The following is a 20,197-nucleotide window of genomic DNA, read 5'->3' on the forward strand; positions in this document are numbered from 1 at the left end:
TAATATTATAAGGTGGAAAAATGATGAATAAATATCCATACTCAAAGAAGTTTTTAAGCGCTACTTTGTCCCTGGGCTTGTTAGTCTCTCCAATTGCAGGCAGTCATTTTGTTCAAACTGCAACAGCTGCAACAGTGACTAATTCTAATGTAGAATTGACCATTACTAATGGTAAAGGTGCCGCATTATCTGGAACAACTGTTAAATTATACGATTCAGCAAATAAGGAAATTACTTTAAGTGCTGCTACAACAAAGTATTCAGCATCCAATCTTAAAGCTGGTGACTACACTCTTGTTGTGAGTGATACTAAAGTTAAAATGACATCTAAGTTAAAAGTATCAGGTACTACTTTTAAGAAAAATATTGTTTTTGCTTCTTCTGCTTCAGTAATTGACCCTAGCAAATTAGGAGCTATTGGCGGAGTACTTTTTGATAGCACAGACAACCTTGTGAAGGATGCACCCGCAATCAAAGTGCAAGATGCCACCACTACTTGGGAAACAAGTTCAGATAGTAAAGGTTCATTCAAAATATTTGTACCAGCGGGAAGCTACAAGCTTTATGTAATTGGACAAGATATTTCAGATAATCCTGAAACTGATGAAAATGAGTCAGTAGACTATAAAAATAATGTATATGACGTAAAGGTTACTGCTGGGGTCACTTCATCTCCTTTGGAGGATTTAAATCCAAAGCAAGAATGGACAGTAAATGAAAACAAACTTGGATATGATAAGCTTACTTTCGGAACCGCTATTGAAAAGAAGACAATTAATGATTTAGCTAATACGACAAAAGAAATTAAAGGAACAGCACTTAATGATTCAACTGTTTACCTTTATACAGTAGCAGAAGTGAAGGATAACGAAGGAAAAGTAATTTCTACTAATTTAAATCAAGTAACTTCCGCAAAAGTAGTTAACAACAAAACAACTGGAATTGGTAATTTTGCATTGAAATTGTCAAATGTAATGCCTGGTAAAAAGTTGGCTATTAAAGTGGTTGATGCAGCTGGCAATGAATACTTAGATGTTATGAGTTCATCGATCCCTAAATTATCAATGACTGTTACTCCTTTAGATGCCTTATACGGTAAGGATGTAGTTATTACCCTTTCAGATGCTAATAAATTAATGACTACTGCTAATACAGCAGTTACTGTTGGAACAGGTGAAGAAGCTGTAACACTTAATAATACACAGTACAGCATTGTTTCTGGAAAGTTAACAATCAAGGCAAATGCGTTAAACCTAGGAAGTAATACGATTACATTAAAGAATGATGGCTTTAATGATGTGGTATTAACACAAAAATTAATTGAAGGTACTGTTCAGGCATTAACTGTTACAGCATCTTCTAGTAAATTAACAGAAGTAGGAACTACACAAGTAACAGCAACTGGAGTAGCTTCTGGTAATAAAGTACAATATAAAGTTTCAAATACTCCTGTTGCTGCACCAAAGGCTGGAGCTGATGTCACAAGTCTTGAATTGATAGATTTACCTGTGAACAAAATTATTAGCGACGTGGATGCAGTTAATAATAAATACATTGGTGTTTATGAAATAGACAAAAATGATAGAGTTGTAAAGTTTAAACTGATAATTTTAACAGCTGTTTCTGTAAAAACAGAGACTACAGCTCCAACGCTATCTACAGCAGCAACTTATGCTGCAGATAAAAAGGTAGTCACACTAACATTTAGTGAAAACATCTTTAAAACAGGTACAACTGATTCTGCACTAAAATCAGCAGTTAAGTTTGCTGCGAATGGGACAACGTTTGCAGCTTTGAAAACGGGTGATAAAGTTGCAATTTCAGGTAAGACTTTAGTAATTACATTTGAGACTGCTTTGTCTGGTAATACGAATAAAATTCAAATTGCTGCTAATGCAGTGCAGGACAAATTTGCAAACAAAATAGCAACGGCTCTTACAACGGGAGCGTTAACTCAAGAACTTGAAGCTGTTAAAAGCACGGTTACCACATTGACATCTTCCGATTCTTTAATTGTTATAGAGGGTACAGTAGTTAAAGTTCCTGATGGGATTAAAGCAGGAGCACTTAAAGCTGCTCTTTTAGTAGATGGTGGTAAAGGAAATTTCATAATTAATAATGAAGCATTGGGAGAAGCGGATGCTGAGGAACTTGTTTCTGAATATATGACAATTAATACTACTGCTGAAGATACAAGTAAAACAGCAGAATATACAATTACATTAGTAACAGCTCCATAATTATTTAATTTCTAAACTGACTCATACGTAATCTTTGAGTCAGTTTTTTTGTTCATAGGAATTTATTAAAAATATTCATTATAAACTAGAGAACAAAATTCCCTCAAATAATTAACTTAACTTCCAATTCTTACACTAAACATTTCCTTTACTCATCCGATAATAGGTTAAAATAGCACTGTATTTAAGGAGGGAATTCTCATGATCGACAAGATGCACAATTCTACAACTCAAACTTCGGAATATTCTGTTCCAAAAGTTGAAAGTACTCCCAAGATTAAAAAAGTCTTACCTGACCAACAAGAACAGCCTCAATCACAACCTCAATCACAATCACAGGCAAAAGAAAAAACAGAAAAAGTTATTAATAGTATGAATGACTTTTTAAAGGCTTCCAATACTCATTTGAAGTTCCAGTTCCATGATGAATTGAAAGAATACTATGTTACGCTTGTTGATGATTCAACCAACGAAGTGGTCAAGGAGATTCCATCAAAGAAACTGTTAGATATGTATGCAGCGATGACAGATTATCTTGGCCTATTGGTCGATAAAAAGGTTTAACTTTTAGAATAAATTACTAAGATGGTGAGAAATATGCAGGTTCCACAAATTCGATTACAACAAACCTATGCCCAGACTGGACTCCGGATCACACAGCCTGTGCAAGAGATTGAACAATTACCTGCCGAACTATCTATTAAACAGGTCCCGGCAACTATGAATATCGACCACAAACCCTATCATCTCGATATCAATCAAGAGCAGATGTGGAATGAGCTGAATTTTAAGAGTAATAGTGTCTTTAGTGAGGATATGGCAGAGTTTGCAAGGCAGGAGGGATTTGAGGCGATTGCTGAAAAATCCCAAGAAGGCGACCAAATGGCAGCGATTGAGAAAAAGACGGATGCTATTGATGCGATTGTCACCTCAAAAGCCAATCCTGGACCAGCAGAGACTATTATCGCATTTATCCCTAGTGAGGGATCAGTAAAAATAAACTACACACCTCCAGAACTCAACATTGATTGGAAAAAAGGCGGAGCAGAAATAGAAGTAACACCACACAAACCCAACCACACCTACACACCAGGAAAAACAGAAGTATACCTTCGTCAAATGCAATCACTCCAAATAGATTTCGTCGGAGGAAACATCAATACTAAATCGTAAAATAACCTACAGTGGGGAGAAAACTTTCCGCTGTTTTTGTTTTTTATCCTATAAATTAATAATGAAATACCAGCCTCATTTTGATACAATTAGACAGATTATATACCGTATTTATTAGTTTAATATTTAAGCTAAGTTAAACCTCTGGATCGATTTTTTCCACATGTTGATTGGAGCGGAAGGCACGAAGACTCCTGCGGGAGTACGGAGCAGGAGAGACCCCGCAGGCGCTTAAGCGCCGAGTAGGCTCTCCGCTACGCCCGCGGAAAGCGAAGTGCCTGGAGCGGAAATCAACATACCAGGTTAAACAGAGTATTTATTTATTAAAAAAGAAACTAAACTTTTTTATAAAACTGCCGATAATCATTAATAAAGGAATAGGAGGGATAGGTAATGAGAATTAACGATAGCAAATATGGTTTTTATTCCTACCAAAATCAACAGAACCGTTCAAATATAGATAAAACAACAAAAAAGACCTCTACATCTACTCCTGCTGAGGTGAATATCTCTTCACGAGGCCGTGAAATCTCTCAAGCGATGATGTCAGAGCAAGCTCAGCGGACAAAACGAGTTCAGGAATTGAAACAGCAGATTGCCGACGGAAACTATCATGTGGATAGTAGCAAAATTGCTGATAAATTAACTGCGTATTGGAAGAATACATCCATTTAGGAGACGAGAATATGACAGCCCTGAACATACTTATACAAACGATGGAAACAATGGTCGACGCACATCAACGATTACTAGACTTGGCCAAAGGAAAACAAACCATTCTTGTCGATGGTCATATTCAGGAGCTGCAAAGTCATGTATACCGTGAAGGCTTGTGCGTCGAGGAAATTCAAAAGCTTGAACAGAATCGTAAACAATACGTACAAAAATATATGGAGCAAAAAGGCTATCAAGGGAATGCTTTTACCCTTGAGGAATTAATAGCACTACAGGTCGATGATAGTTCAAGACTAACCTTAACGAAGATTGCTAAACAATTGCGTGGACTCATTCAAGAGATTAGTCATTTAAATGAGAGCAATCAACAATTAATTCAAACTTCGCTTTCGTACATTCAATATTCGATTGGCATGTTTGCTAAAAAAGAACCGGCAATAGGCTACGGTCCGAATGCGAAAAATCGATATTCAAACATGTTGGATGCGAAGGTTTAGATAGGTTTATTTTTTAGGAGGATTTAAGGATGACTTCAACCTTTCACAGCTTAGAGGTAGGGAAAAGGGGGCTGGCTGCCCAGCAAGCAGCACTTTCTACCACGGGGCATAATATAGCCAATGCGAATACAACAGGATATACACGGCAACGGGCCGAGATGCAAGCCTCCAATTCCGTCTCCATACCGGGTATGCAAATTAAGCTAGGAACAGGTGTGGATGTTACCAAGATTGTTCGCTTACGCGAAGATTATTTAGACGTCCAATTGCGCGGGGAAAACAAGACCTTAGGGTATTGGGAAGCCAAAAGTGATACGCTGACGAAAGTTGAGGAGCTTTTAAACGAACCATCTGATGATGGATTGGCTACTACCATGGATGAGTTTTGGAAAGGCTGGGAGGAACTCGCGAAAAACCCTGATAGTGCCGCAGCTAGGGCGGTTATTCGTCAAAAGGGTGTCGCCATGGCCGATACCTTCCAACATATTTCACAGTCGTTAACACAAATTCAAGATGATCTTAAACTTGTAATTACGTCTAGAACTGATGAAATTAATTCCCTGGCAACACAAATTGGCAGTCTAAATGATCAGATTTCTCGTCTTGTCCCTAATAAATTTCAACCGAATGATTTATATGATCAGCGAGATGTTCTCATTGATCAACTGTCTAAACTTGTTGAGGTAAAGGTTTCACCTCCAGATAAAGATACAGGGGTAGTGGACATATCAGTTGGGGGCGTGTCGTTGGTATCGGCAAAGGGCCCTAATAAGCTGACAGTTGGCTATGACTCGGCGACTGGATTGGTTGATCCAGCGAAGATTTTGATTGGTGATACGAATGTAAGTTTAAATTCTGGTGAGTTGCTAGGAAGAATTGAATCATACGGGATCGTTGGCGGGGATACAAAATCTATCATTCCTACTATTAATGATAAGATTAATGCTTTAGCAAAAACATTTGCCGATGCAGTCAATAGCATTCATCAAAGTGGAATGAATTTAGATAATATTAATGGGGTATCCACTGAAAAGGTACCATTCTTTATTGGAACCAGTGCCAAAGACTTGGCTGTGAATCCGAAAATTATGAACTCCTTGAACCTGATTGCCGCTGCCAAAGAAGACGCCTCGGGGCAATCATCGATTGGTAATGGCACCATAGCTCAGGAAATTGCTAATATTAAATTTAAACCACTTGCTTTCCCTGGTTCAAGTTCTACTGCTGATGATTATTACCGCAACATTATCGGTCAACTTGGAATTGATTCGCAGGAAGCTCAGCGTTTGGAGAGCAACTCAGAAGTGATTATCAATCAGGTCGAAAATCGACGTCAATCTGTTTCAGGCGTTTCTTTGGATGAAGAAATGGCGAATATGATCAAATTCCAACAGGCATACAATGCATCTGCACGAATGGTATCAGTGATGGACGAATGTTTAGATAAGATTATCAATGGCATGGGCCGGGTAGGCTTGTAGGAGGAATGTAAATGAGCATTCGTGTGACTCAAAATATATTAAATCAAAATCTGTTATTTAATTTACAGCGCACCAATAAAACGATGGACCAGCTCCAAGAACAAGTGTCTTCAGGAAGAAAAATCAGTAAACCATCTGATAATCCGGTCACAGCTGTCCGTGGTATGTTCTACCGCTCCTCTTTAAATGAAATTGATCAATACAAACGAAATGCAGATGATGGTCTTGCCTGGATGACTGTCACAGATGAATCATTAGATGAGGTAACCTCCGTCCTGCAACGGGTTCGGGAGCTTACCATTCAAGGAACAAACGGTACTAATAGTGATACGGACCGGAATGCGATTGCTAATGAAATAAACCAGTTAAAAGAGCATCTGGGGGAAATTGCCAATGCGCAGATAGGTGGAAAATACATCTTCGCCGGAACGGATGTAAAAACTCCTCCGTACGATACGGCCAGCAAACAGTTTAGTAATACAAACAATGACAAACTGGAGTTGGTGGTTGGCCAAACCAATACCATTCAAATCAATGTTGAGGGAACTAGTGTGTTTAACAATGACGAGGCAGGCGGAGTCTTTAAGGTGCTTGGCGATATTGTTGCTGATTTCCGTTCACCCAATTCAAGTTCAACTGATCACTTAACCCAATTGGATAGTCAAATGGACAATCTTTTAAGAGAACGTTCGGAACTTGGTGCCCGGATGAACAGAATGGAGTTAAGTATGTCGAGGATTGAGGGCCTAGAGGTTTCTACCACACGTTTATTATCCAATGAAGAGGATGTAGACATGGCAGAAGTGATTACCAATCTAAAGACCCAGGAGAACGTCCAGCGCGCTGCCTTATCCGTTGGAGCACGAATCATCCAACCATCGCTTGTTGATTTTTTACGTTAATTATTTTGGGCATCACAATCTACATTGTGGGAGCCCTTTTTTTTAGAAATGAATCGGATGCAATTAATTGCAAATTAAACTAGAAATAGTGATATCAAATTTTTTGTCATGGATTTAGGGGGACACTATGTATCCAAAAGTAAACCAAAATATTAAGATTGATATAGTAGACCATGGCTTATCTTGTAGGTCAAATATTGCAGAAGTGGGAGATTCGGAGATTCTAATTAGTATCCCTTTGGATCGAGAAATTATTGGACTCTTATCGATCCGTTCGAATTTAGACATATCCTTTATCACAGGTGAAAATAAATATGTTTTTAGAACCTACATCATTGGTAGAACAAATGATACCATTCCATTATTGCGGTTGGCCAAGCCAGAGGAAAAAGAGATTGAGAAAATTCAGCAACGAGAAAATTTTCGTGTCAACTCTAATTTACGTTTAATTATTAATGGAACCGAGTTAAATACGATAAACATAAGTGCTGGTGGTGCGTTATTCTCAAGTCAGTTGGATTTTTCATTTCGTGAGGGAGAAGAGTTAGCCGGAACTCTATTAGTACCAGATATCCAGAGTAAGGATATAGTCCCCATTTCCTTTAAAAGCAAAATTATCCGGATCATGAAAAGCCACGAGAGGAAACATGTGGCAATTGAATTTACCAATATTAAACGAAATGATCAAATAAAAATCATTCAACATTGTTTTGAAAAGCAAAGAAAAATCCGTTCAAAGTAACGATATCAAACAAAAGTGTTTACAGATAATTACAAAATTTATATAATTATCATAATCAAGTAAATAGTAGTAAATGATTATTTTGATTGCTCTACACCCATAAAAAATTCATAAGTGCGAATACATATAGTAAAACACCGATTATGAAGTGCGTTTGGAAAGTACAAAATTATTTTGATAACTGGATTTTGGAATTTAGGATAATATTGCTTTACACCAATACGTTCATTTCTTATGACCATGTAGGAGGTATTCTTATGAGTTTAAAATCGGCACTATTTGAGCTGAAAGAAGGATTAGACAATCAGAAATTAGGACATTCTGAAGAGATTTTTATCCAAGAGTTAGAGAATAAAAATAATTTGACTTCTGGATCGTTGGTTTATTATTTTAATTATTTAATGATTGAGAGTATGAATCAATTAGAGAAGGCTAGTCAAAATTTTGTAGATACGAAAAAGGTTAACCGTAAATGGACAAAACATGAAATTGATTTTATGTTTGTATACATTCAGGCACGTCAAGAAGAAGGTGCACTGAATATTACAGAAATCCTTGAGGAGTCAGCACAGCTTTTAAATCGTGGTTACCAATCTGTAAACTATAAATATTATTCTATTTTAAAGGCGAATGAGAAAAAACAGGCGACAAATCAAAAGGCGTATAAGTTTACAACCATTGCCCATAAAGATGTTCCTGTGACTACGGTTGAAGCGATCCCTGTTAAAACGCAAGAGCAAGTTACCAATCAAATGAAACCTGAACAAGAGACGGATTTGTTAGACATTTTATCTGGCCTAATTACAAACGTTCAACAGATTCCTAGTATAAACTTAAACGAGATGTTAAGAGGTTTATACCAACTGACGAACATGGCCCTTCAAAACCAGGAGGCTGTTCAACAGGTTGAGGAAATGAAATCAACCATCAATCTCGAAAAAGAAACGCTCCGTGATAAACTAACGAAGCAAGAACAGCAGTTATTACAGGAGAAAAAACGTAATGACGAATTGCAAAAAGAGGTCGCAAAGCTTGCTAAAGAAATTTCGGCATTTAATATGTTAGGTGATGCGGCCAAAATTCAAAATCTTAAATCTTATAATCAAAGACTAAATTATCTCATTGATGGGTTTGGAGTGGTCCTTCAAGTGGGTAGCTAAGTGTAGTCATAAAAGATAATCCATAAACGGTAATGGACTATCTTTTTTTATAATGTACCTTGGCAAGTTACACTAATCGAAAAAGTGATCAAAAGTTGCTAGGGTACTAAACTATTTTTCGATGGGTCCGATAAACAAAGTGAATAGGAAATGTCTTTAATAAAGGAGCAATACATCATGGTTTTAAATAATCCATATCAAACCTATCAAAAACAAGCCGTTACTACTTCTAAACCAGAAGATTTAACTTTCATGTTATATCAAGGGTTGGTCAAATTCATCAGATTATCAAAACATGCGCTGCAAAATAAAAACATAGAAGAAGGTCACAAAAACAATCTAAGGGCTCAAGATATTCTCAGTGAGTTAATAGTGACTTTAAAACCAGGGTATAAAATGTCTGAATCGTTGTTATCAATGTACAATTATATGAAAACGCGCCTAATTGAAGCAAATATGAACAAAAATTTGGATATCCTAAATGAAGTGGAAGAATTTGCATTAGAGTTATCTGAAACATGGTCCACTGCTATGAAATTAAGTAAAACTAAAAACTAAGGTCTGAGATATAAATGGACGAATTAATTGAAACTATCTATGAACTAACGATCGTCATGGAGCGCATTTTGAAAGAAGGAGCTTTTGAGGAATTTGAAGAGCTGTTAAATCATCGAAGCGCATTGATGATAAGAGTAGATGAATGGAAGCAAGAGGTAACGGATTTTCAGTATACTTCCAAGGCGCTAGAAATGTTGAGCAATATCCTTACGGTTGATCAACAAATAACACCGTTAGTTGAAAAGAAATTAACCGAAATAAAAGCTCAACTAAATCAATTGAAAAAACAAAAACAGGTGTCCAAGCAATACACTCCATATAGTAAACAAACAAATGGTGTATTTTTAGACTCAAAAAGGTAGTAGGGTTACAAGTTTGATCAAGGAAAAACGAGCTTTTATTTGCAAAAATGACAATTTTTGACAAGATTATATCCGTTTTGACGGAATAATCCGCCAAATAGTACAAAATACCTAGTTATTTCGACAAAAAATGATAAAATAGTCGGATATTCGATAATGATAAAACATTCTATTATTTGATTATAGATTAGTTTTGTTGCTAAAAACATTGAATCTCGATCAAGGCAAAACTGATGAAAATCAGCGGCGCAAAGCTATAGGGGCTAAGGAGAAATACAACTATGCCAGCCAGCTGCCTAAAGATAGGGTGTTTTTCCTAGGTATAATATGTCTTACATAGGTTTAGGTCTTCTTTACCTACATAAACATTTATGTCTGTTAACCCCCTTCGGTAGAGGCGGGGTTATTTTTATGCTCTTTAACATCTGGTTAAAGGAGAGGGCGAAAGAATGTTCGTACCACAGGCAAGAACAGACGAGCAGGTCGATACTAAAATATTAGACTTTTTAGAATTTAAGAAGAAGAAACCGTACTTCATAAAACCAATAAAAGTAACAATTGGTTATCCAATTAATAGTTCCTATTATATTGTAAAAAATATAGTTTACATGGGAAAGCAAATTCTAGCTATGCAGGAAGAAAATAAATCCGATACAATCGTGTTAGTTGAAGGGAAAATAGAAAATGGTCAGCTCACATGTGTTTCAATGCTTTCAGAAGAGTGGGTCGGTGATGTTAGCAGGATGTTAGAAGGTGCTATTTAAAATAAACAAAAGAAAAAGATGAACAATGACAACAATAAAGTGAAACTTCCATCAGTGGGGGCTTATATACTGCCAGTTAATGCGGGATAAATGCTTAGATAAAGCAGATTTATAATGCGTGACAACGAAAATATTATCGTTGTCACGCATCTTTTCTGTTCACCATGGGTTAAAGAATGAATAATTAGGAAAAGAAATGGTAAAGGGAAGGAGTATTCCGTTGATTATCGGTGATGATTGGTTTACCAAGAATATGTTAATTAATGCTCTGGCCCGAAATGAGCAAATAAAATCACAAAGTGGGACCATTACTTCTGATTTTGGAGATCTTTTTACTTCTGTCTTAAATGAATTAATGCAAAAGGAGTTACCTTCAACCATTACTCCAAGCCTGCAATCGTTTGTAGATCATCTACAAACGAATCCTTTGTCAACTAACAATGAAATGACAAATACTGATCTAAAGATAAACACATTCAGTACGAACGAACCATTACGCTTTCAAGTGGTTAGCTCTGACAAAATTAACCAGATACTTAATGGAAAGCTAAAAGGAATGGGAGAAGCTTTTGTAAAAGCGGGTCAAAAGTATAATGTTAACCCTGCCTTATTAACAGCAATTGCCCAGCACGAAACGGGAAATGGAACATCAAAGGCTGCTTATATAAAGAATAATGTGGCGGGAATGATGGGGAAAAATGGGTTGAAGTCGTATTCTTCCATTGAGGAAAGTATTATGGATATGGCCAGAAATCTCAGTAAAAATTATATAGGAATTGGGCTTACCAGTATTTCTAAAATAGCTGGCAAATATGCGCCCATTGGTGCAGGTAATGACCCCATTGGGTTAAACAACCATTGGGTAAATGGAGTAAGCAAGTTTTTTGATCAACTAAAAGCCTAACAGTTAACAGAAAGTTCATTGCCTTCATTGCGGTATGTGAAAAAACAATAGATTTATTAACCTTTTTTTAGTATATTGATTGATGTATGTAAAATGATATTGATATACTATCAAAATATTTTGAAGTTTTTCAGGTAGAAAGGAGGGGTCGATTTGAGTAATATTAGCCTCCTACAAAAGGCAATGGATGCCTCTAGTTTACGACAACAGGTTATTTCTAATAATATTGCAAATGCAGAAACTCCCGGCTATAAAACAAAACAAGTCGTTTTTGAAGATATACTTAAAAAACATTTAACCAATCAAACTAATTTTGCTGGAAACCGTACCGATGCTCGTCATTTAGTGATTGGTAATTCAAATAATATTCCTACAGGAACGGTTGTTGATAATACAAATTCGGTTATTCAAAACAATGGGAATAACGTAGATATCGATGAAGAGATGACTCGAATGGGAAAAAATTCGATTTGGTACTATACACTAACAGAACAAATGAACAGTGAATTTCAACAGTTATCAATTGCGATTAAAGGGAGGAGTTAAGGGGCATGTTTGATTCATTAAATATAAGTGCATCCGCATTAACAGCCCAACGTCTGCGCATGGATGTTGTTTCCTCTAATATAGCCAATGCTGAATCAACCAGAGGTAAATTTGTGAATGGAAAATGGGAGCCCTATCGCCGGAAAATGGTTATGATGGAGCCTCGAGAGAAAAACTTTAATCAAATTTTACAAGGTGAAATTCAAAAACAATCAGAATCAAAATCACAATTGCAAGGAGTAAGGGTATCAGGAATTGTGAGTGACAAGACGCCATTCAAAACAATCTATGACCCAACAAACCCTGATGCGAATGCTGATGGCTATGTCATGATGCCGAATGTGGATATATCAAAGGAAATGATTGATTTACTTGCTGCATCCAGAGCATATGAGGCAAATGTAACGGCCTTTAATACTGGAAAGTCGATGATGTTAAAAGCTTTAGAAGTGGGTCGTTAGGGGGAATATAAATGGCCATTTCAGGTATTAATACAGGATTAATCAAAATAAATCAAAATCCTTTTCAAAAAGTAGATGCTAATTCTACAAACACTTCCTTTGCGAATGTGCTCCAAGGATATCTAGAGAACGTGGATACAACTGTTAAGCAGGCTTCCGACCTTACTGTAAAAGCCGCAGCAGGGGAAGTTAACAATATACATGATGTAACGATAGCATCACAAAAAGCAAAGGTTGCCTTAGAACTTACGGTTACGGTTAGAGATAAGGCACTAGAAGCCTATCAAGAAATGATGCGGATGCAATTTTAAAAGAATGATAGAAAGCTAGGCAGGGTGAGAGATGAAACGATCATGGACAGATCAACTTAAACAAACAGGAGAGCTCTTCAGTAATTACTGGAAGTCGAAAAGCTCAAAACAAAAAGGACTCATCATAGGGACATTTTTGGTTCTTTTAGTTGCCCTTTCTACCTTTATCTTTTTTGCGTCACGCCCTCAATATGTACCCTTATATACGGGGCAATTATCCCAGCGGGAAGTAGGGGACATCAAAGCAGAATTGGACAAGGAAGGTTACACAGATTATAAGTTATCAGAAACAGGAACCAGTATACAGGTTGCTCAAAAGGATGCACCTGACTTACTAGTGAGCCTTGCTTCGCAGGGTTATCCGAAAGATAACAAAATAAATTACGATATTTTTGGCCAAAATTTATCATTTGGCGCAACTGATCGACAATACGATATCCTTGAACGCGAAGCTATGCAAAACCAAGTGGCTGAAGTCATCAAACATGTAGATGGAATTGCAAACGCTGAGGTCATTGTTACCCTTCCTGATAATTCTGTGTTTATTCGTCAGGATGATGAAGAAAAAGCAAGTGCATCTGTGATGGTTGAAGTAGAACCTGGTGCGAAGCTAACTTCTCAGCAAATAAGGGCCCTGTATACTTTAGTGGCTCGAAGTGTACCAAATCTACCGGTAGAAAATATCACAATTATGAACCAGTACAGCGAGACACTTACGCTGACAGATACTGACAGTGCGGACGAGACATTGGATAAATATGATGAACAGCGTAAAGTCCAAAAAAATGTTGAGCAGGATATTCAACAGGATTTGCAATCTTTATTGGGGAACATCCTTGGAACAGATAAAGTGTTTGTTCATACCTATGTAAAAATGAATTTTGATAAAGTTAAAACGGAAGAAAAACTTGTAAAGCCAACAGATAATAATAACAATGGTATTGCTGTCAGTTCTGAAAAAATCTCTAAATCTTCCACTGGTTCAGGGTCTAATGCTGGAGGCGTGGTAGGAACTGGTGAAACGGATGTTCCGGGTTATGTGGGGACAGATTCTGGTGGTGAAAGTACTTCTGAAGAATCAGAAAATAGGGTTAATTATGAAGTAAACCATATTAACAATGAAATCATAAAAAGTCCATATCAAATTGAGGATATTACCATTAATGTTGGTGTCGAACCAGATTCAGCCACAGCCAAAACGTTATCACAAGCCACGCAGGATAATATTCGAAATATTGTTGCCAATACTGTTCGAACAGCGCTAGGTCATCCCAATCTTACTCAACAACAGATTGATGAACGGATCACCGTTTTTCCGCATACGTTTGCTAAAAATACGTCAGCACAAAGTACTACATCCAAAAATTGGTTACTTATTGGTATAGCTGCATTAGCAGGAATCCTAATAGTGGGCGGTCTGGTTTGGTGGATGGTAAGACGTAGAAGGCAAGAAGAAGATGAAATGGAAGACGAGTTAGAGCATTCATCACCTGTTAATGAGCCTGACTATTTTGCTGAGCAAGATATGAGTGTTGAAAGTCAACTGAAGAAATTATTAGATCAAAGACCGGAAGATTTCTCAAAGGTTATTAGAACATGGATACATGAAGAGGAGGTTTAAGTCCCATGGCATCTGCATTAAAGTTAAATGGAAAACAAAAAACAGCAATTTTGCTAATTGCATTGGGAAAGGAAGCTTCCGCAAAAGTATTCAAGTATTTGCCTGAGGAAGAGATTGATCAGATTACACTTGCGATTGCTAATATTCAAAAGGTCGATCCGAAAGAAAAAGAAGAAGTTTTAAAGGAATTTCATGAGATGTGTATTGCTCAAGACTTTCTTCAAATGGGTGGTATTAGTTATGCACAGGATGTTTTAGAGTCAGCCCTTGGTAAAGAACGTGCTCAAGAAATTATCTACCGCTTAACGACACAGCTACAGGTTAAGCCATTTGATTTTGCGCGCCGCGTAGATGCAATGCAAATCTATCATTTTCTTCAAAATGAGCATCCGCAGACCATTGCTTTGGTACTTGCACATTTAGAACCTCAGCAATCATCAATGATTCTTGCTTCACTCGATGATGAATTGCAATCGGATGTTGCGAGAAGAATTGCTATGTTAGAACAAACTTCACCGGAAGTAATTAAAGAAGTAGAAAATATTTTAGAGCAAAAGCTAGCATCAACGATTCGACACGACTTCAGTGTGGTGGGTGGAATTGATGCAATCGTCAATATCCTTAATGGTGTAGACCGTGCGACAGAGAAGAGCATTCTAGAGCAGCTTGAAATGAAAGACAATGAACTTGTTGATGAAATCAAAAAACGGATGTTTGTGTTTGAAGATATCATTACATTGGATAAACGTGCGATTCAACGTGTCATCCAAGAAGTTGAAAACCAGGATTTGCTGTTGGCTTTAAAAGCGTCAAGTCCAGAAGTAAAAAAGGTTATTTTCGAAAATATGTCCTCACGGATGGTCGAAACCTTCGAGGAAGAAATGCAATATCTTGGACCGGTTAGAGTCAAGGATGTTGAGGAATCACAAGGAAGAATTGTTTCCATTATTCGCCGTTTGGAGGATTCTGGCGAGTTAGTTATTGCACGAGGTGGGTCGGATGACGTCTTATTCTAAGGTTTTCAAATCCTCCCAGCTTTCAGTAATGGAAGAAAAAAAACTAATTACCCAGCCGAGGATTTTTGTCAAAAGGAATGAGGATGATTCCAATCATCAGCTGGAACTAGCGGCAGACGATTCTTTAGGAAGTATGGCGCAGCAAATAATCCAAGAGGCCGAATTTCAAGCACAATCGATCGTTGCTGGAGCTGAACAAAAGGCAGCAGCACTACTTGAATCAACAAAAGCTCAGTTGGACCAATGGTGGGAAGAAAATAATCATCAGTTAGAACTCCTATCCCGTGAATCGGAACAGAAAGGCTATCAAGATGGATATGCTGCGGGAAAACAAGAAGCAGAGATAGGAATTGAACGGGCGTACTTAGGAAAAATAGAGCAGGTGCAAAACTTGTTAGAACAAGCCTATGTACAAAAAGAAGCAATTATTTCTGAAGCAGAACCATTTTTGCTTGAGCTTAGTACAGTTATTGCGACCCATATCATCAAACAAGAATTAACCAATAATCCAGTTCAATTTGTGGAGTTGATTAAACAACATATCCTTCGCTTTAAAGAAAAAGAATTTATCACCGTTTGTGTTCATCCCGATGATTTTGATTTCATACAATCACAACGGGCCCATTTGGTTGCCGTTGTTAATGGGGAAACTGAAATTAAAATTATTCCAGACTATTCAGTCACGGCGAAAGGATGTATTATCCGCACCGCCTATGGGAGTGTCGATGCACGGATTGATACGCAAATCGAAGAAATCAAAAAGGTGATTCTAGAAGCGAGAAGGGAGCCGGAAAGTGGAATTATCAGCTGATAAATATGCCAAGCTCATTCGCAGCGTGGATCCGGTTCGGGTAAATGGGAAAATCACGCAAATTATTGGGCTTACCATTGAATCACAGGGGCCAGATGTTAGAATTGGTGAATTGTGCTCGATTTACCCTAAAAATTCTCAAATTCCCATTCAGGCAGAAGTAGTAGGCATCAGGGAAAACAAGGTGCTGCTGATGCCACTTGGTGAGGTCCGTTCGATTGGCCCAGGGTGTGATGTGGTCGCTAGTGGTAAACAGATGATGGTAAAAGCAGGCCGCCATTTGCTAGGGCGCGTTCTTGATGGACTGGGTCAGCCAATCGATGGTAAACCAATGCCAGTTGGATTAGAGGAGGTTGCTACTCACGCAGTCCCACCTAACCCATTAAGCAGACCAAGGATTCAAGCTCCATTAGGAGTGGGTGTAAAGACCATTGATGGACTCTTAACGATGGGCAAAGGTCAGCGAATGGGGATCTTTGCTGGAAGCGGTGTGGGAAAAAGTACATTGCTTGGGATGATTTCTAGAAATACAACAGCAGATGTAAACGTCATTGCATTAATTGGTGAGAGAGGGCGGGAAGTCCTCGATTTTATTGAACAAAACCTTGGAGAAGAAGGGTTGAAAAAATCAGTTGTCATTGTTGCTACATCTGATCAACCGGCATTGATACGAATAAAGGGTGCCTTAACCGCCACCTCCATTGCGGAATATTTCCGTGATCAAGGTATGGACGTAATGCTAGTAATGGATTCTGTTACCCGCTTTGCTATGGCTCAAAGGGAAATTGGCTTAGCAATTGGAGAACCGCCAACAACTAAAGGATATACACCTTCTGTATTTGCGATGCTTCCACAGTTATTAGAACGGGCTGGAACTGGACTAAAGGGAACGATATCTGCCATTTATACGGTACTCGTCGATGGAGACGACATGAACGAACCGATTGCAGATGCCGTTCGAGGAATATTAGATGGCCACGTCGTTCTCAATCGTGCCATTGGGGCGAAGGGGATATTCCCTGCCATTGATGTATTAAACAGTGTTAGCCGGGTCATGACAGAAATTGCTTCCGATGAACACATAAACGCGGCACGAAACTTTAAAAACTTATTAGCATCCTATAACTCAGCAGAAGATTTAATAAATATTGGTGCCTACAAAAAGGGGTCGAACCGTGAGATTGATTTAGCCATGCGGTTAAGGCCTCAAATGAATCTTTTTTTAAGGCAGGGTATCTATGAACCTTCTAAACTAGAGGAAGCGGAATCCTTCTTAACATCACAATTTGGAGCGATTATGCGATGAAATTTAACTTTTCATTTCAAAAAGTACTTGATTTCAAAGAAAAAGAAAAAGAAATAGCCCATCAGGAATACGGTACGGTTAAACTTCAACAATCTCAAATTGAGGATCAAATAGAAGGTTTAGTAATGGTAAAGGACGAGGTATTCAACCAATATAACCAAGTCAACCGGAAAACCATTTGGGAAATTCAAGAGCTTCAGAATGAGATTGATCATGTTAACCAACAGATGAAAAAACTGGAGAACCAATCTCAGCTAATACACCAAGAGGTAGAACAAAAACACCAATTACTCATCGAAAAAACACAGGAAGCAAAGATGTGGAATCAATGGAAAGCCAAATCCAAGGATGTATTTCAAAAGCAATTGGATAAACAGGAACAAGCCATGATGGATGAAATGGCCATCCTTCGCTATTCCCGGAGGTTATGAGGAGAGAAACAAATGGAAGAAAAGCATCGCTCAAAACTAGCCAATATCACTTATATTGTGATCATACCTTTAATAGCTACTGTTATTTTAGTGGCGTTTTTATTGAAATTTATGGGTTTTTCAGTGGGGAAGACATTTCAAGAATGGGGAAATCAAATTCCACTCATTAATCAATTAGTACCTGAACCAGCAACTGTACAGGCAGAAGGTCAGGATGATACCGATTACTGGAAGAATAAATATGTAGCAAGTAATTCTGCTGTTAAAGAGTTAAATCAAAAAATGTCAAACTTGAAAAAAGACCTGAGCACCAATCAAAATAGTTTAGAGGTACTTAAACAGAAAAATACGGATTTAGAAACTCAATTAAAAGAAAAAGAAACTCAAAAATCCCAAGAAGACTTGAAGCAAGTGGCAGCAATCTATGAAAATATGTCACCTTCTAAAGCAGCAAAAATATTTGAAGCAATGTCCTTGGAGGACGCATCAGTAACATTAATGATGCTGGGTCAAGAGCAACAAAGCAATATTCTTGGAGGGATGAAGGACCCAAAGAAAGCGGCTCAAATAACAATGATGCTGAAAGAAATCCCTTCACTCTATGAAACTGAACAGCAAACAATCGAAGAACAGGTTCAAGAACTTGCCTTAAAACAAGAGAATCCAGCCGATACCCTATCGGAGACAATAGCAGGGATGCCAGCAGCTCAATCAGCCATCATTATTCAATCCATGATGAAAAGTAATTCGATTGTAGCGATGGAACTTATGAAAAATATTAGTACAACTACCCGGTCTCAAATATTAACGGAAATTACTAAAGTGGATGCTAAATTAGCTGCACTAATCACTGCCGATTTAAACAACTAGAAATAACTCCAAGGAAGGAGAAACTCATGAAACGCACGATAGTTTTTTTTGTTCTGCTTTTATATTTATTTTCATTTCAATCCACTACCTTTGCCGCGGGTTCAATATCTAGCGGCGAGCCTTCCGTTTATGATTCTATCCAAAAGGGTGAAACGAAAACGTCGCCTGCATCAACAACATCGACAAAAGCCGTGGATAGTCAATCAACTTCTTTATTCCCCTTATTCTTGAAGTTTATTTTCTCGTTTATTTTGGTGATTGGATTATTGTTTTTATTATTACGTTACTTATCAAAAAGAGGAAATGGTATGCAAGCGAATGGTCCAGTCCTCCCCATCGGCAGTCATTTGCTTGGCAATAACCGATCAATGCAAATCTTACTCATTGGTCAAACAATCTATATTGTTGGGGTAGGGGAAGACGTTACGCTAATTCGGACCATTTCTCAAGGTGAAGAGTATCAGCATCTTCTTGAAGTCTATGAAAATCAAGCAGCTGATGGACAGACACCTAAATGGTTTCCAAAAGATACGAAAAAAATCTGGAATACTGTTTTTCGAAAACATTTGCAAAACTTGCAGCAAGAAAGTGGAGAGGAGTAGGAAGATGATAAAAAAGCTTGCCATCCTTGTTCCTCTGCTTTCACTCAGTTTGATTTCAGTGGTTCATGCCGCTGGACCGGTTGAATCGATTTTACCAGGAATCGACTTAGGCTCATCAAGTGATCCCGATAAAGTTTCCAATACCATGCGGATCATTTTATTAATAACGGTTCTGTCCATTGCACCGGCTATACTCGTGTTAATGACCTGTTTTACTCGTATTATTGTCGTATTCGGATTTGTTCGTAATGCCTTGGGAACACAGCAAATACCTCCCAATCAAGTCTTAATCGGATTGTCTTTATTCATGACATTTTTCATCATGGGCCCAACCTTTTCTGAAATGAACCATGATGCACTACAGCCATTTTTAGCAGGGAAAATGACGCAGCAGGAAGCTTTCAAATCGGCTAGTGAACCGCTGAAAGAATTTATGGCTAAACAAACACGTGAGAAAGATTTAGCGCTATTTATGGATTATGCCAAGATGAAAAAACCAGATCAAATCAAAGACATACCACTCACTGCCTTGGTGCCAGCTTATGCAATTAGTGAATTAAAAACAGCTTTTCAAATGGGATTTATGATTTTTATCCCATTTCTAGTCATTGATATGATTGTTTCTAGTGTCCTGATGTCAATGGGTATGATGATGCTCCCGCCAGTGATGATTTCACTTCCATTTAAGATTCTATTATTTATTTTAGTAGATGGCTGGCATTTAATTGTAAAATCATTGCTTGTGAGTTTCTAAGAAGGGAGTT

Annotated in this window: 24 protein-coding genes and 1 riboswitch; all 24 genes read left to right on the forward strand. The window is 37.7% G+C overall.

Features of this window, described 5'->3' with window-relative positions; genetic code table 11:
• The first annotated feature begins 23 nt into the window (after positions 1-23).
• Positions 24-2,240, forward strand: a complete 2,217-nt coding sequence (locus V7121_RS02450; RefSeq protein WP_335494829.1) for a hemoblobin-interacting domain-containing protein — start codon at positions 24-26, stop codon at positions 2,238-2,240.
• A 201-nt stretch (positions 2,241-2,441) separates the two neighbouring features.
• Entirely contained in the window at positions 2,442-2,804 is a 363-nt protein-coding gene (gene flaG / locus V7121_RS02455) for a flagellar protein FlaG (protein ID WP_335494826.1), read from the forward strand.
• Positions 2,805-2,837: 33 nt separating this feature from the next.
• Positions 2,838-3,413: a DUF6470 family protein gene (locus V7121_RS02460; protein ID WP_335545581.1), complete on the forward strand. Its 576-nt coding sequence runs from the start codon at positions 2,838-2,840 to the stop codon at positions 3,411-3,413.
• Positions 3,414-3,806: 393 nt separating this feature from the next.
• Complete coding sequence (gene flgM, locus V7121_RS02465; RefSeq protein ID WP_335502448.1) at positions 3,807-4,088, forward strand: flagellar biosynthesis anti-sigma factor FlgM; 282 nt, start codon at positions 3,807-3,809, stop codon at positions 4,086-4,088.
• 11 nt (positions 4,089-4,099) lie between these two features.
• A complete protein-coding gene (locus V7121_RS02470; protein ID WP_335502450.1) occupies positions 4,100-4,585 on the forward strand; it encodes a flagellar protein FlgN in 486 nt (161 codons plus the stop codon).
• A 29-nt stretch (positions 4,586-4,614) separates the two neighbouring features.
• Entirely contained in the window at positions 4,615-6,066 is a 1,452-nt protein-coding gene (gene flgK, locus V7121_RS02475) for a flagellar hook-associated protein FlgK (protein WP_335502451.1), read from the forward strand.
• An 11-nt stretch (positions 6,067-6,077) separates the two neighbouring features.
• Positions 6,078-6,968 carry a flagellar hook-associated protein FlgL gene (flgL, locus tag V7121_RS02480; RefSeq protein ID WP_335545583.1) on the forward strand — a complete coding sequence of 297 codons (891 nt, stop codon included), beginning with the start codon at positions 6,078-6,080 and terminating at the stop codon, positions 6,966-6,968.
• Between the two features lie 127 nt (positions 6,969-7,095).
• Positions 7,096-7,710: a flagellar brake protein gene (locus V7121_RS02485; RefSeq protein ID WP_335502455.1), complete on the forward strand. Its 615-nt coding sequence runs from the start codon at positions 7,096-7,098 to the stop codon at positions 7,708-7,710.
• Positions 7,711-7,967: 257 nt separating this feature from the next.
• On the forward strand, positions 7,968-8,870 hold the full coding sequence (locus V7121_RS02490; RefSeq protein WP_335545585.1) for a hypothetical protein: 903 nt from the start codon (positions 7,968-7,970) through the stop codon (positions 8,868-8,870).
• A gap of 177 nt (positions 8,871-9,047) precedes the next feature.
• Complete coding sequence (gene fliS, locus V7121_RS02495; RefSeq protein WP_335502459.1) at positions 9,048-9,428, forward strand: flagellar export chaperone FliS; 381 nt, start codon at positions 9,048-9,050, stop codon at positions 9,426-9,428.
• 14 nt (positions 9,429-9,442) lie between these two features.
• Positions 9,443-9,790, forward strand: a complete 348-nt coding sequence (locus V7121_RS02500) for a flagellar protein FliT (protein ID WP_335545586.1) — start codon at positions 9,443-9,445, stop codon at positions 9,788-9,790.
• 213 nt (positions 9,791-10,003) lie between these two features.
• Positions 10,004-10,090, forward strand: a riboswitch (cyclic di-GMP riboswitch).
• Between the two features lie 149 nt (positions 10,091-10,239).
• The gene (locus tag V7121_RS02505; protein ID WP_335502463.1) at positions 10,240-10,554 is read left to right on the forward strand and encodes a hypothetical protein; all 315 of its coding nucleotides are present in this window, start codon (positions 10,240-10,242) and stop codon (positions 10,552-10,554) included.
• A gap of 220 nt (positions 10,555-10,774) precedes the next feature.
• On the forward strand, positions 10,775-11,458 hold the full coding sequence (locus V7121_RS02510) for a glucosaminidase domain-containing protein (RefSeq protein WP_335502465.1): 684 nt from the start codon (positions 10,775-10,777) through the stop codon (positions 11,456-11,458).
• Between the two features lie 153 nt (positions 11,459-11,611).
• Positions 11,612-12,004 (forward strand): flagellar basal body rod protein FlgB, encoded by a 393-nt coding sequence (flgB, locus tag V7121_RS02515; RefSeq protein WP_335502468.1) that lies wholly within the window; start codon positions 11,612-11,614, stop codon positions 12,002-12,004.
• A gap of 5 nt (positions 12,005-12,009) precedes the next feature.
• Complete coding sequence (gene flgC, locus V7121_RS02520; protein WP_335502470.1) at positions 12,010-12,465, forward strand: flagellar basal body rod protein FlgC; 456 nt, start codon at positions 12,010-12,012, stop codon at positions 12,463-12,465.
• 11 nt (positions 12,466-12,476) lie between these two features.
• Complete coding sequence (fliE, locus tag V7121_RS02525; protein WP_335545588.1) at positions 12,477-12,776, forward strand: flagellar hook-basal body complex protein FliE; 300 nt, start codon at positions 12,477-12,479, stop codon at positions 12,774-12,776.
• A gap of 31 nt (positions 12,777-12,807) precedes the next feature.
• The gene (gene fliF, locus V7121_RS02530; protein ID WP_335545590.1) at positions 12,808-14,397 is read left to right on the forward strand and encodes a flagellar basal-body MS-ring/collar protein FliF; all 1,590 of its coding nucleotides are present in this window, start codon (positions 12,808-12,810) and stop codon (positions 14,395-14,397) included.
• 5 nt (positions 14,398-14,402) lie between these two features.
• Entirely contained in the window at positions 14,403-15,413 is a 1,011-nt protein-coding gene (gene fliG, locus V7121_RS02535) for a flagellar motor switch protein FliG (protein WP_335502479.1), read from the forward strand.
• Positions 15,397-16,224, forward strand: coding sequence for a FliH/SctL family protein (locus V7121_RS02540; protein WP_335545592.1), 828 nt, complete (start codon positions 15,397-15,399; stop codon positions 16,222-16,224). Before fliG ends, V7121_RS02540 begins: the two co-directional genes overlap by 17 nt.
• Positions 16,208-17,530, forward strand: a complete 1,323-nt coding sequence (gene fliI, locus V7121_RS02545) for a flagellar protein export ATPase FliI (RefSeq protein WP_335502482.1) — start codon at positions 16,208-16,210, stop codon at positions 17,528-17,530. The genes V7121_RS02540 and fliI overlap by 17 nt, the downstream gene beginning before the upstream one ends.
• Complete coding sequence (gene fliJ, locus V7121_RS02550; RefSeq protein ID WP_335502485.1) at positions 17,527-17,961, forward strand: flagellar export protein FliJ; 435 nt, start codon at positions 17,527-17,529, stop codon at positions 17,959-17,961. The genes fliI and fliJ overlap by 4 nt, the downstream gene beginning before the upstream one ends.
• Positions 17,962-17,973: 12 nt before the next feature.
• A complete protein-coding gene (locus V7121_RS02555) occupies positions 17,974-18,831 on the forward strand; it encodes a MotE family protein (RefSeq protein WP_335502486.1) in 858 nt (285 codons plus the stop codon).
• Positions 18,832-18,857: 26 nt separating this feature from the next.
• The gene (locus V7121_RS02560) at positions 18,858-19,433 is read left to right on the forward strand and encodes a flagellar biosynthetic protein FliO (RefSeq protein ID WP_335502487.1); all 576 of its coding nucleotides are present in this window, start codon (positions 18,858-18,860) and stop codon (positions 19,431-19,433) included.
• Positions 19,434-19,578: 145 nt separating this feature from the next.
• Complete coding sequence (gene fliP / locus V7121_RS02565) at positions 19,579-20,187, forward strand: flagellar type III secretion system pore protein FliP (protein ID WP_420490638.1); 609 nt, start codon at positions 19,579-19,581, stop codon at positions 20,185-20,187.
• Positions 20,188-20,197: the final 10 nt, after the last annotated feature.

The organism is Neobacillus drentensis (assembly GCF_036962125.1).
Lineage (GTDB): Bacteria > Bacillota > Bacilli > Bacillales > Cytobacillaceae > Neobacillus > Neobacillus drentensis_B.